Below are 12,514 nucleotides of genomic sequence, written 5' to 3'. Positions count from 1 at the left end.
GGTTCGGACCGAACCGGCAGCGGCACGACGGGGGCGCTCAGTCCCGGTACGTGTGCACGTAGTCGAACCGTGCCACCGCGCCCGCCGTGTTGAGCGAGACAAGACCGATCTTCAGGTCGCCGCCGTCGGCGGGGAGGGTCCAGGCGCCGGTGCGGACCCAGTGCGTGCCGTCCGTGCTGGTCGCCGCCCGCACCTCGTGCTCACCGCGCTCGGCGTCCAGGTGGTACGACAGCCGCAGCCGCATCACGTCGGCCGTCGGACCGCCGAACATCGGGCCGTACGCCAGGGCGGTCGGGGGAGTGGTGGTCGGACGCGCGCCCTCCTTCGCGAACTCGGTGACGTGGGTGAGGGCGCCGTCGCCGAGGTTCACCGGCAGCACCGCGTGCGCGAGCTTGAAGTAGCGGTCGTCGTTGTCGTAGAGGACCATTCCGGCCTGCTGGTTGGACTGGCCGGGAGCGAAGCTGATCTTCGTCTCCACGGTGTAGTCGCCGCTGGGCGCGGGCCGGGTCAGTACGGAGGCCGTGTTGCTGCTCAGGTGGAGTTCGGCATTCTGCGTGGGCCAGGACAGGGCGCCGTCGGCGACGGTGACGCCGGCGGCGGGGCCGCGCACCCACGACCAGGGCGAGCCCGCCGTGGTGCCGGGGACGGCGGAACCGCCGAAGTCGTCGCTGTAGTCGGCGAGCAGCTCACCGGGGGCCGGCTCGGGCACCCGGGTGGTGACGGGGGTGTAGAGGGCGGTGGCCCCGACGTTGTCCGCGGCGGCTCCGGTGCCCCGGGCGGCCACGCCCACCCTGCCCTTGCGCACGGCCGCGGCGGGCAGCGTGCGTACCTGGGTGGCCACCGCGTCCCGCAGCCGGTCCGCGCTCACCTCGACGGTCAGCCTGTTGCCGCGGACCTCGGCGGCCACATTGCGCCAGGCGTTCCACCGGAAGCCGGACGGCAGCGCGGTCACCCGCTCACCGGCGCTCCTGCCGTTCACCCGTACGTCGGTGACCAGCGCGTTCCGGTCCTTGTCGAGCCAGGCCACCACGTAGTTCGCGGCGTTGGTGTAGCGCACGAGGAGGCCCGCCGCACCGGTCGCGGACGTAACGCGCAGATCGGCCTCGGCGCGCACCGCCGCCGGGGCGCTGCCGCCGGAGACCAGCAGGGCGGGCGAGGTGCCGGAGCCGCTGTGGGTCACGTAGCCCTGGGAGTCCTGGTCGTCGGCGAGGGACCAGCCGCCGGTCCCGGAACCGGTGCGCTGCCAGCCCCTCAGGCTCCCGTCGTTGAAGGTGGAGCCCGTCGCCCAGGAGGTGACCGGCGCGGTCTGCGCGCCCGTCGAGGGACCGGCGCCCGCGCGGAGCACCGGCCAGCCGTCGATCCAGTCGAGCCGGTCGATCAGCATGGGCCGCTTGGACAGCTTCAGTGTGCCGCCCGAGGCGGGCTTGAGGTCCGGGTCGTCGGAGGAGATGCCGTGGTAGACGAGCCAGTCCTGGCCCGACAGGTCGGTCTGGATGGCGTTGTGCCCCGGACCGACCCAGCCGTTGCCGCCGCCCACCACGATGGAGCCCTTGCTGGTGCCGTCCATCAGGTCGACACCCTGGTCGTCCGTGAACGGGCCGGTGGGGCTGGTGGCGCGGCCGACCTTGACCTGGTAGCCGCTGTAGGCGCCGTCGCAGCAGCCGGCGTCGGAGTAGAAGAGGTAGTAGTAGCCGCCGCGGCGGACGACGAAGCCGCCCTCCGCCCGGCGGCCCTGCGCGATCTCGGTGACCGCGCCCTCGATCCGGGTGCGGTCACCGTTCATCTTCGCCACGCAGATCGTGTCGTAGCTGCCCCAGTACAGGTACGGCTGCCCGCCCTCGTCGGTGAACTGCGCCTGGTCGATGTTGCCCGTGGCGCAGCCGCTCGGCGAGGGCAGCACGTTGCCCGCGTCCGTCCAGGGCCCGGTGGGCGTCGGCGCGGTGGCCACGCCCACGGTGTTCTTGCCGGGCACCGAGTAGAAGAGGTTGTAGTGGCCGTTCGTGTAGCGGATGTCGGGTGCCCAGAGCCGGGAGCCGCCGTGCCACGCGGGCTGGGTCTGCGGAGTGAAGACCTGGCCCGCGTACTCCCAGTGCGTCATGTCCGCCGAGCGCAGGATCGGCAGCATGCGCTCGCCGTCCTCACCCGCGCTCTGGAACACCGGGTTCTGCGTGCCGTACGCGTACCACAGGCCGTCCTTGCCCCGGATCATCGTCGGATCAGGGAAGGTGTCGACGGTCCCGGAGGTCACCGGGTTGGTGTACGTGGCGGCCCGCGCCGTGCCGGTGGGGTGCCGCTCCGGTGCCTGCGCCGCGGCGCTGCCGCCGCCGGTGGCGGGCAGCAGGGCCGCGGCCAGCGCACACAGGAGCCCGGCGATGCCGAGTCGTACCGGTGAACTGCCGCGCGTTCTGTATCGGGTTCGGGAGATCGGTGACACGGTCGGGGGCATGGCTACTCCGTGGTCTCGGGGACCGACCCTTCTCAGGCGTCGGCTGCGGGCGAGGGCGGGGTGGTGCCTGCGGTCTCGAAGGAGCTGAGCGTGGGGTCGTAGTCGGACGCGCCGATGTCGTACATCGGCGTCATCCAGTGGTAGAAGTTGTCGCCGCGCTCGCGCAGCAGGTCGTACAGGCGGCGCATCATGCGGCGGCGCACCTCCGCCATCTCCGGGTGCTCGTAGCGGTTGTGCAGCTCGTGCGGGTCGGCCGTCAGGTCGTACAGCTCGTTGACCGACTCCGGGTTGACCACGAGCTTGTAGCGCTCGTCGCGGAGCATGCGCTGCGGGTAGGGGAAGTGGTGGCCGTGGAACTCGGCGAGCAACTCGGCGGGCCACTGAGGGTGTTCGCCCTGCACGAGCGGTACCAGGCTGCGGCTGTCCACGGCCGGTGAGGTGTCCAGGCCCGCGAGGTCGAGCAGGGTGGCGGTGCAGTCGGTGAGCGTCACGAACTCGTCGCGGACCTGCGGCTCCTCGCCCGGCACCCGGACGATACCGGGGATGCGGTAGATGTCCTCGTACATCGCCGGGCCCTTGTCGTGCAGCCGGTGGGCGCCCGTGAACTCGCCGTGGTCGGCGGTGAAGAACACCGACGTGCCGTCGCTCAGACCGAGTTCGTCGAGCCGGTCGAGGATGCGGCCGACCTGCTCGTCGATGAGGGTGACATAGCCCCAGTAGACGGCGATGAGCTTGCGGGTGACCTCGAGAGGCATGGTGTCGAAGGTCCAGTGCGCGCTGTAGTTGCGCTGCACCGGGGGCTTGCCCTCGAAGGTCTCGGCGATCGACGGCGGCAGCTCCACCAGTTCCGGGTCGTACATGTCGTAGTACGCGTCGGGCAGCAGATAGGGCAGGTGCGGACCGAAGAAGTGGGTGGCCAGGAAGAACGGGCGCCCGTCGGCCGCGTACTTCTCCATCTGCTCGATGGTGCGGGTGGCGAGGTAGTACTCGAAGGTCGCCTCGACCGGCTGGTGCAGCCGCGCCGCCAGCAGGTTCCCCGGGTTCCCGTTGGGCGTGGTGCCGCGCACCGGCTCGGAGATGCGGTACGGCGGCAGGCCCCGCTCCTCCAGATAGGCGAGGTAGTCCGGGTGGTCGACCGGGTTGTGCCAGCCGGGCAGGTCGGGCCCTTCGAAGCCGTACGAGGAGGCGTTGCGGTGGGTGCCGCCGTGGAACTTGCCGAACAGGCCGAGCTGGTAGCCCTTGGCGGACAGCGCGGAGGCGAAGGTGAAGACGTCCTCGCGCAGGTCCTCCAGATAGCCCACGTTGCGCTCGTAGTTGGCGAGCAGCTTGTGGCGGAACGGGGCCTGCCCGGTGAGCAGGCTGGCCCGCGCCGGGGTGCAGATCGCGGTGGGGGTGTAGAAGCGGTCGAAGCGGGTGCCGGTGGCGGCCAGCCGGTCCAGGTTCGGGGTCGAGACGTGCGGGTTGCCGTAACAGCCCAGGGTGTCGACCCGGTGCTGGTCGGTCATCAGGAAGAGCAGGTTCACTTGCCGGCCGCCTTGGTGTAGAGGTCGCCGGTGTAGAACGAGGACGCCTCGGGCTTCTTCTCGAGCTGTCCGGTGCGCACGAAGAAGTCGCTCATGCCGTCCAGCCAGCCGTCGACCGTGCCGTCCTTGGTCTTGGCGACCAGGTCGGCGGTGGTCATCGTCTCCACGTTCGCCGCGTCGGCCTTGACGTCGTCCTCGGAGACCTTGAGCAGCTTCGCGGCCAGCTTGACGGACTCCTCGGCGTGCGCGGCCCGCCAGTCGTTGGCCTCCGCGAGGACCTTGACGACCTTCTCGTTCGTCTTCTCGGAGACCCTGTTGCCGGCCACGAACGCGGTCGGGAAGTTGCCGCCCTCGACGTCCCGGGTGCTCGCCACCTCGACCAGCTTCGGGACCTTCTTCTTGATGGTGGGGATGAGCGGGTACCAGATGCCCGCGCCGTCGATCTGCCCCGAGGAGAACGCCGAGACGATGGTCGGCCCGTCCATGGCGACCTTCTTGATGTCGTCCATGCTCATCCCGGCCTTCTCCAGGGCCAGGTTGAGGATCATCTCGCCGGAGGTGCCCTCGGGGACACCGACCTTCTTGCCCTTCAGGCCCTCGATCGAGGTGATGCCGGGCTGGGCGATGACCCGGTCGGCGAAGGTGAGCGTGTCGATGGCGACGATCTTCGACTTGCCGGAGGCGGGCAGCCACATGGCGCCGGGGCCGATGTATCCGTAGTCGAGGTTGTTGGTGCCCAGCGCCTGGATCTGGATGGGCCCGTTGACGAACACCTTGTACTCGGCGGAGACGCCGTGCTTCTCCCACAGGCCCTGGTCGTCGGCGATGGCCAGCAGGCTGGCGCCGTTGTAGTCGGCGATGTAGCCGAACTTGATCTTGGTGCCGCCGGAGCCGCTGTCGTCCCCGGAGGAGCAGGCGGCGACGGAGAGCGAGAGCCCGGTGGCGGAGAGTCCGGCTATGAAGGCACGACGGGATAGGGCCATGGCGGTTGTCCTTTGAGGAGGTCGAGAGGAGAAGAAGGGGAGGGGCTGGGGGCGCGGGTCAGGCGGCGGGGTCGGCCTGTTTCTCGGGCTCGGGCTCGTCCCGGTGGCCGGCCGGCTCCTGGTGGTAGACGGCGTGCCAGACCTCGTTGCGGATCCGGGCGAACTCGGGGCTGAGCCGGATCTCCTCGGTGCGCGGGTAGGGCAGGTCCACCTCGATCACCCGGTGGATCCGGCCGGGCCTGGCGGCCATCACCACGACGCGGCGGGCCAGGTAGACGGCCTCGTCCACGTCGTGCGTGATGAACAGGACGGTGCGCCGCTCGCGGGTCCAGGTGTCCAGGAGCTGGTTCTGCAACTGGACCCGGGTGAGGGCGTCCAGGGCCCCGAACGGCTCGTCCATCAGCAGGACTTCGGGGTCGACCGCGTAGGCGCGGGCGATCGCGCACCGCTGCTTCATACCGCCGGAGAGCGTCTTGGGCAGGGCGTCGGCGAAGTCCGCGAGTCCGACCAGGTCGATGGCGTGCTGGGCGCGCTTCTTGCGCTCCGCGGCCGGCAGCGGCGCCAGCTTCAGCCCGAACTCCACGTTCTGCCGGACCGTCAGCCAGGGGAAGAGGGCGTACTGCTGGAAGATGACCCCGCGGTCGGGGCCCGGCCCGGTGACGGGCGCGCCGTTCACCAGGACCTGGCCCGCGTCCTGCTCCACCAGCCCGGCGGCCATGCCGAGCAGGGTCGACTTGCCGCACCCGGACGGCCCGACGACCGTGACGAACTCCCCGTCCTCGATGCTCAGCGACACCCGGTCGAGCGCGGTGAAGACGGAGTCCTTCACGGGGAAGGTCTTGACGACGTCGGAGAAGGAGATCTTTGTGGTCATCGGCGTTCCTGCCAGCGGGTCAGACGGCGGTCGGCGATGAGCAGCAGCCGGTCCATGGCCAGGCCGATGACGCCGATGGTGATGAGCCCCACGAAGATGGTGGGAATGTCGTAGTACGTCTGGGCGTGCATCATCTCGTAGCCGAGGCCCTTGTCGGCGCCGATGATCTCGGCGGCCACGACGGTCGCCCAGGACGCGCCGAGCCCGATGCGCATGCCGACCAGGATGAAGGGCATGGACGCCGGGACGATCACCTTCAGGAAGATGACGCGGTCCGGGGCGCCGAGCACCCGGGCGGCGTTGACCAGCGTGGCGTCCACATTGGTCACGCCCTGGAAGGCGGCCACCACACAGGACATGAACGCGGCCAGGAAGATCACGAAGATCTTGGGCGTCTCGTCGATGCCCATCAGCACGATGGCCAGCGGGATCATCGCGAGCGGCGGGATCGTACGGAAGAACTGGATGTACGGCTCGATCAGCCCCCGCGCCAGCGGATACCAGCCCATCAGGAAGCCCACCGGTACGGCCACGACGGTGCCGAGCGCGAAGCCCAGGAAGACGCGCTGGAGACTGGCCGCGGCGTCCTGCACGAGGGTGCCGTCGCCGAGCAGTTCACCGGCGCGGGAGGCGACGGACAGCGGTCCCGGTATGTCGAGCAGCTGGGTCGAGGCCGTGACCGCCCAGACGGCGATGCCGAGGGCGAGGGCCACGAGATTGAGCAGCAGCGGGTGCGCGAGGCGCCGGGCGCGCGGGAGCTGCGGCGCCTTCGCGGTCTTCTCGTCGGGTGCGGTGATCACGGCCATGGCAGCCTCGACCGGTTCATGAGGACTCCTCGGACTCCGGCCGGGCCGGATAGCGGGACAGCAGGGGGGATTCGTGCAGGACGAGCGCGATGGCGCCCAGGGCGCCGGCCACCTCGCCGAGCGAGGCGCGCCGGAGTTCGACCTTCTCGCGGGCCAGCGGCAGGAGGTCGGCGGTGAAGGCGGCCCGTACGGCGTCCAGGAGCGGGGCGCCCGCCTCGGCGAGCGCGCCGCCGAGGACGATCACGCCGGGGCCGACGGCGTTGCTCACCGCCGCGAGCACCGCGCCGACCCGGCCGCCGACGGACTCCAGGACGCGCAGCGCCACGGGGTCCTTCGCGGCCACGGCCCGCAGCAGGTCCGGCAGGTTCTGAGCCGTGCCGCCCGCCGCGCGGCAGGCGGCGAGGACGGCGCCCACCGAGGCCACGGTCTCCAGACAGCCGGTGCCGCCGCAGGAACAGCGGGCGCCGTCCGCCGCGTCGACCGTGATGTGGCCGAACTCCCCGGCCAGGCCGTAGGCCCCGCGGTGCAGCGAGCCGCCCACCACCAGACCGCCGCCGACACCGTGCGACAGGCGCAGGTACAGCACGTCCTCGTCGTCGGCCGCCGCGCCCCAGGTGGCCTCGGCGAGCGCGGCGAGCCGGGTGTTGTTGTCCAGCAGGACGGGCACCGCGAACCGCTTGCGCAGCAGCGCCGGCAGATCGCCGTGCGGACCGCCGGGTGCCCGCTCGGCGTCCGGGTCCACGACCGGGCCGACCACGCCGACGCCGATCGCGCTCAGCGCACCGAGCCGGAGCGGGCCCTCGCCGAGGGTGCCGACGAGCCGTTCGGCGAGCGCGACCCGGTCCTCCCAGGGCAGGTCGGCGGCGTGCCCCCGGCTCGCCGAACCGATGACCTCGTGGGCCACGTTGACGGCGGCCACGTGCACGGCGCGCCGGGCGAAGTCGATGCCGATCGCCTGCCCCGCCTCGGGGTTGAGCGTCAGCGTCTCGACCGGACGGCCCCGGCGGCGCAGCGCCGGGTCGCACGGCGTGGCCACGACGGCGCCGCGCTCGACCAGCTCGGCGACGATGTCGTAGAGCGTCGTGCGGGACAGGCCGCTGTGGCCGCCCAGTTCGGCCCGGCTGAGCGGGCCGTGCCGGCGCAGCAGCGAGAGGACCAGCTCCTCGTGCCCGCGCCGCAGTCGGCCCAACGGGCTCTCGTGTGGTGGCATGCGGCACAGCATGGGGACGGCCACTCTTTTCCGTCAACACTCCGGAAAAAAGAATTTCCCGCACCCCTCACCACGCGAGATGACGAAACCGCAGCTCAGAGGGTGCGCGAGCAGTGTTGCGCGGCCCGGTAATTGTCATACGGCCGCAATGCTGGGGCCACAGTCGGGGCCCGACGGGACCCCGGCGACGGCCATGGGCGGGCTACGTTGCTCCCATGCGGTGGCGTGAACGCGCGGTGTGGGTCCGCTGGGTGGCGGCGGTGCAGGTGCTCGGCTTCCTGGAAGGGACGGGAGCGCACGCGTACTTCGTGCTGGCGGGCGGCCGGCACGCTTACGACTACGCGAGTCCTCCCGTGCGGCTGGTGCTCCACGCGCTGCTGCTCCTCGATCCGCTGACCGCGCTGCTGCTCCTGGGTGCCCGCGCGAGCGGAGCGCTGCTCGCCGCCGTGGTGATGCTCGCGGATCTGGCCGGGAACTGGAGCGTCGCGTGGAATGCGGTCGTGGCGCGGCCCGGCGAATTCCTGCGCCCGGTCGGATTGTTGCCGATCACTGTCTTCGGCCTTTTCGTGCTGCTGACGGCGCTTCCGCTGTACCGGGCTCTGGCTACTCTGACCTGGCCGGATGCGGCGCCGGACGCGCGGCTGCGAAAAAGCGGGCGCGTGTCACTCGACCCGGCAAGGGAAATGAAAGGGACCGGAATTGGGAAATCACCAGAAGCGTGCCGTCGTCGCTGATGCGCTGCGCTGTGTAGAACCGCTCACGGAGGTGTGTCCGGCGCCCGCGTCGGGCCGGGCCGTCGACTGGGACGCGACGGAGGCGGCGGTGGGCGCGCCGCTGCCGGCCGACTACAAGCGGCTCGTCGAGACGTACGGCGGCGGCGTCTTCGCGGACACGGTATGGCTGCTGGAGCCGGGCTGCCCGGAGGCGATGTACGACCTGGTCGCCCAGATCGGGGAACGCAAGGAGATCCTGACCGAGCTCTGGGCGGCCGGCGAGGACGAGTTCCTGCCGCCGGAACTCCAGGAGCCCGGCACCTGGCTGCTGCCCTGGGGGTACATGGAGGGCGGCGGGCACTTCCTGTACTGGCTGGTCCGGCCGGGCACCGCGCCGGAGGAGTGGACCGTCCTCCTCAACGAGGGCCGCGGACCCTACTGGGAGACCCATCCGGCCCTGTGCAGCCGGCTGCTCCTGGAGACCGTCACCGGCCGGACCACGTCGTTCTACCTGGAGATCTCCGACGACCTCGTCGATGCGGCGGACCGGTACCGCTTCCGGCCCAACACAGAGATCTTCGGCGAATGAGACCGGTGACGGGCCCTACTCGACTCTGGCCCAGCCGAGCGTGCGCTCCACGGCCCGTTTCCAGTCCGCGTACCGCTGTTCGCGTTCGTCCTCGGACCACGTGGGCTCCCAGCGCTTCGACTCCTGCCAGTGGGTGCGCAGTTCGTCGGTGTCCCGCCAGAAGCCGGTGGCCAGACCGGCCGCGTACGCGGCGCCGAGCGCGGTGGTCTCGGCGATGACGGGACGGCTGACCGGTACGCCGAGGACGTCCGCCTGGATCTGCATGCACAGGTCGTTCGCGGTCACGCCGCCGTCGACCTTGAGCACGTCCAGCGGGGCGCCGGAGTCCTGCTGCATGGCCTCCACGACGTCCCGGCTCTGGTAGCAGATCGACTCCAGGGTGGCCCGGGCCAGGTGCCCGTCGTCGTTGTACCGGGTGAGGCCGAGGATCGCGCCGCGCGCGTCGGAGCGCCAGTACGGCGCGAACAGGCCCGAGAAGGCGGGCACGAAGTACACGCCGCCGTTGTCCTCGACGCCGCGGGCCAGGCTCTCGCTCTCGGCCGCGTCCTTGATGATCTTCATCTGGTCGCGCAGCCACTGCACCGCGGAACCGGTGACCGCGATGGACCCCTCCAGGGCGTACACCACGGGCTCGTCGCCGAACCGGTACGCCACCGTGGTCAGCAGCCCGTGCTCCGAACGCACCAGCTCCGTACCGGTGTTGAGGACGAGGAAATTGCCGGTGCCGTACGTGTTCTTGGCCTCGCCCGGCGCGTAGCAGACCTGTCCGACAGTGGCCGCCTGCTGGTCGCCGAGCATCCCGGTGATCGGGATGGCGGCGCGCAGCGGCCGGGAGGTGCGCGTCACGCCGAATGCCTCCCGGTCGGAGGAGGAGTGGATCGCGGGCAGCATCTCCCGGGGGATGTCGAAGAAGCCGAGCAGCTCGTCGTCCCAGTCCAGGGTCTCCAGGTTCATCAGCATCGTGCGGCCGGCGTTGGTGACGTCGGTCGCGTGGATTCCGCCGTCCGGGCCGCCGGTGAGGTTCCACAGGACCCAGGCGTCCGTGTTGCCGAAGACCGCGTGGCCCCGCCGCGCCGCCTCCCGTACCCCGTCGACGTTCTCCAGGATCCACTGGATCTTCCCGGCGGAGAAGTAGGTCGCGGGCGGCAGGCCCGCCTTGCGCCGGATGACGTCGCCCTGTCCCGAGCGCTCCAGGGCGGCGGCGATGGCGTCGGTACGGGTGTCCTGCCAGACGATGGCGTTGTAGTACGGGCGGCCGTTGCGCGGGTCCCAGACGACCGTGGTCTCCCGCTGGTTGGTGATGCCGATGGCCGCCAGGTCGTCCGAGGAGAGCTTGCTGTGCCGCAGCGCGTTCTGCATCACCGAGTTGGTGCGCTCCCAGATCTCCACCGGGTCGTGCTCGACCCAGCCCGAGCGCGGCAGCACCTGGGAGTGTTCGAGCTGGTGCTTGGCCACCTCGCGGCCGGCCTGGTCGAAGATCATGAATCGGGTGCTGGTGGTCCCCTGGTCCACCGCGCCCACGAAGTCCGCCATGGGATGCCGCCTTCTTCGGTCGGGAAGTGTGGTGAGAGGGGTCAGCTCTCGCGGATCGGGGAGCGGCCGAGCGGCTCGGGCTCCTGCGTCGGCAGGAAGCGCCCGATGCCGTACTTGTAGACGGCGGCCCCGAGCAGACCGCCGACCAGCGGCCCGACGATCGGCACCCAGAAGTAGAGGTTCCCGTACTGATCCCGCCAGGCCCCGTCGTACCCCGTGATGAAGCTGGCCAGCCGGGGGCCGAAGTCGCGCGCCGGGTTGATCGCGTAGCCCGCGTCGCTGCCGAAGGCCATGCCGATGGCCACGACGATGAGACCGGTGACGAACGGGCCCATGTTGGCGCCCGGCGGGGTGTTCAGCAGGTCGGTGACGGCCATGATCAGCAGCAGCAGGAGGGCGGTGCCGATGATCTGGTCGCGCAGCGCGCCCCACTCGTTGACCGGCAGCGCCGGGTTGCCGTTGGCGGGCAGGGTGGAGAACACGCCCTGCGTCTTGATGGTGTGTCCCGGGTCGGCCTTGGCCAGCGCCTCGGTGTAGTTCCAGCGCACCAGGAGGGCGGCCACGAAGGCCCCGGCCGTCTGCGCCAGTGCGTACGGCGCCACCTTGCGCCACGGGAAGCCCTTGAACGCGGCCAGCGCCACGGTCACCGCCGGGTTGAGGTGGGCGCCGCTCAGCCGGGCCGCGACGTAGACGCCCAGCGTGACGCCGAGCCCCCAGGCCCAGGAGATGCTGTCGTGGTCACCGAGACCGCCCGCCGGATCGGTGAGCGCCCCGGCGGCGTTCACCTGCGCCACCACGCCGCACCCGAAGAGGATGAGGACCATGGTGCCGGTGAACTCGGCGGACAGCTCGCCGACGGGCCCCGCCTTCTTGACTCGCTCAGCCATGGGAGCTCGCTTCCCGCCGGTCCGAACCGGCCGTGGACATCCCGAGTACCGATCAACGACAGGCAACAGAATAGGGCGAAGCGGTATATGTCGCATCCATCGGACCTGTCCGCTTTCGTTTCCCCGGCCCCTCGTGGGCAACTCGGACCCACACAGGAGGTCGAGCGAAAGGAAAGTGGCCATGGCCGGCAATGTGGACCTGACCGACGACGAGCTGGACGCCCTGTGGAACGAGTTCCACACCCTGGTCAACATGACCTCGCGGGAACTCAGGGACTGGCTCATGGTCCGTTCCGCGGACGAGACCACCGAGGAGGTGCCGGATCACGCGGGCACCGAGAACGGCCGCAGGGTGCTGGACATCCTCGGCAAGCGCCGCGTCGACCTCAACCCCGACGACATCCGCGTGATGCGCAACGTCACCGGCACCATCAGGTCCCAGCGTGGCGCCGACCTGGAACCCACCGCGGGCCAGCCGAACTGGCGGCACCGGCTGATGACGCTGGGCCACGACCCGCTGAAGCCGCTGACCCAGGACACCACGCCCCACCACAGCCGGCACCGCGGCTGAGCCCCGTGGCCGGACGCAGGACCTACGCCGTGGCGGCCTCCGGGCAGTGGACCGACGAGGAGGAGGGCCGCCGGCGGCTGCCTTCCGGTGAGGTGCACGCCTGGGAGCAGGGCCGCAACGAGACCGTCTGCGGTCTCTCGCTGAGCCGGTCCCGGCTCGTCCGCTTCCCCCACGTGCCGTGGACGGACGCGCTGCCCGGGTCGGGCGGCTCGGCCGACCGGGTGAGCCGGCTCTGCCCTCGGTGCGCGTCCGTGGCGGGCCGCCGGGGCACCGATGCCCGCCCGGCCTGGCGGCGCGTCAACCCGCGGCCCTGAGGACGTACGAGCGTCACCCACGGCCCCAAGGACGTACGACGTGACGGTCCGGCCGCCCCGGAAGG

12 protein-coding genes are annotated in these 12,514 nt (G+C 71.0%); 4 read left to right on the top strand and 8 right to left on the bottom strand.

Annotated features, from left to right (window positions below; translation table 11 throughout):
* Positions 1–37: 37 nt before the first annotated feature.
* From ACFV6E_RS42195 to ACFV6E_RS42170, 6 genes are read right to left on the bottom strand one after another with little or no spacing between them, the layout of a single operon-like run.
* Entirely contained in the window at positions 38–2,446 is a 2,409-nt protein-coding gene (locus ACFV6E_RS42195; protein WP_385469012.1) for a family 43 glycosylhydrolase, read from the bottom strand.
* 32 nt (positions 2,447–2,478) lie between these two features.
* Positions 2,479–3,969 carry a sulfatase-like hydrolase/transferase gene (locus tag ACFV6E_RS42190; protein WP_385177443.1) on the bottom strand — a complete coding sequence of 497 codons (1,491 nt, stop codon included), beginning with the start codon at positions 3,967–3,969 and terminating at the stop codon, positions 2,479–2,481.
* Complete coding sequence (locus ACFV6E_RS42185; protein ID WP_385469009.1) at positions 3,966–4,952, bottom strand: aliphatic sulfonate ABC transporter substrate-binding protein; 987 nt, start codon at positions 4,950–4,952, stop codon at positions 3,966–3,968. Before ACFV6E_RS42185 ends, ACFV6E_RS42190 begins: the two co-directional genes overlap by 4 nt.
* A 58-nt stretch (positions 4,953–5,010) precedes the next feature.
* A complete protein-coding gene (locus ACFV6E_RS42180) occupies positions 5,011–5,826 on the bottom strand; it encodes an ABC transporter ATP-binding protein (RefSeq protein WP_385177439.1) in 816 nt (271 codons plus the stop codon).
* On the bottom strand, positions 5,823–6,632 hold the full coding sequence (locus ACFV6E_RS42175; protein ID WP_385177437.1) for an ABC transporter permease: 810 nt from the start codon (positions 6,630–6,632) through the stop codon (positions 5,823–5,825). The genes ACFV6E_RS42180 and ACFV6E_RS42175 overlap by 4 nt, the downstream gene beginning before the upstream one ends.
* 16 nt (positions 6,633–6,648) lie before the next feature.
* A complete protein-coding gene (locus ACFV6E_RS42170) occupies positions 6,649–7,854 on the bottom strand; it encodes an ROK family protein (RefSeq protein ID WP_385469007.1) in 1,206 nt (401 codons plus the stop codon).
* Between the two features lie 203 nt (positions 7,855–8,057).
* On the opposite strand from ACFV6E_RS42170, the gene ACFV6E_RS42165 reads away from it, so the two are divergent.
* Both ACFV6E_RS42165 and ACFV6E_RS42160 read left to right on the top strand, forming a co-directional pair.
* Positions 8,058–8,576, top strand: coding sequence for a hypothetical protein (locus tag ACFV6E_RS42165; protein ID WP_385174465.1), 519 nt, complete (start codon positions 8,058–8,060; stop codon positions 8,574–8,576).
* Entirely contained in the window at positions 8,542–9,144 is a 603-nt protein-coding gene (locus tag ACFV6E_RS42160) for an SMI1/KNR4 family protein (RefSeq protein ID WP_385469004.1), read from the top strand. Before ACFV6E_RS42165 ends, ACFV6E_RS42160 begins: the two co-directional genes overlap by 35 nt.
* A gap of 15 nt (positions 9,145–9,159) precedes the next feature.
* Here ACFV6E_RS42160 and glpK read toward each other — a convergent pair whose 3' ends face one another.
* Together glpK and ACFV6E_RS42150 are read right to left on the bottom strand one after the other, a co-directional pair.
* Positions 9,160–10,677, bottom strand: a complete 1,518-nt coding sequence (gene glpK / locus ACFV6E_RS42155; RefSeq protein ID WP_385469001.1) for a glycerol kinase GlpK — start codon at positions 10,675–10,677, stop codon at positions 9,160–9,162.
* 41 nt (positions 10,678–10,718) lie between these two features.
* A complete protein-coding gene (locus tag ACFV6E_RS42150) occupies positions 10,719–11,564 on the bottom strand; it encodes an MIP/aquaporin family protein (protein WP_385174474.1) in 846 nt (281 codons plus the stop codon).
* 181 nt (positions 11,565–11,745) lie between these two features.
* Here ACFV6E_RS42150 and ACFV6E_RS42145 point away from each other — a divergent pair, with 181 nt between their 5' ends.
* Both ACFV6E_RS42145 and ACFV6E_RS42140 read left to right on the top strand, forming a co-directional pair.
* Entirely contained in the window at positions 11,746–12,135 is a 390-nt protein-coding gene (locus ACFV6E_RS42145; RefSeq protein WP_385174476.1) for a DUF3140 domain-containing protein, read from the top strand.
* Between the two features lie 5 nt (positions 12,136–12,140).
* On the top strand, positions 12,141–12,449 hold the full coding sequence (locus tag ACFV6E_RS42140) for a hypothetical protein (RefSeq protein ID WP_385174479.1): 309 nt from the start codon (positions 12,141–12,143) through the stop codon (positions 12,447–12,449).
* Positions 12,450–12,514: the final 65 nt, after the last annotated feature.

Origin of the sequence: Streptomyces sp. NPDC059785, assembly GCF_042732375.1 — a bacterium.
Lineage (GTDB): Bacteria > Actinomycetota > Actinomycetes > Streptomycetales > Streptomycetaceae > Streptomyces.
The sequence above is the reverse complement of the archived record's forward strand: the minus strand, read 5'-3'. Positions and strand labels throughout refer to the sequence as shown.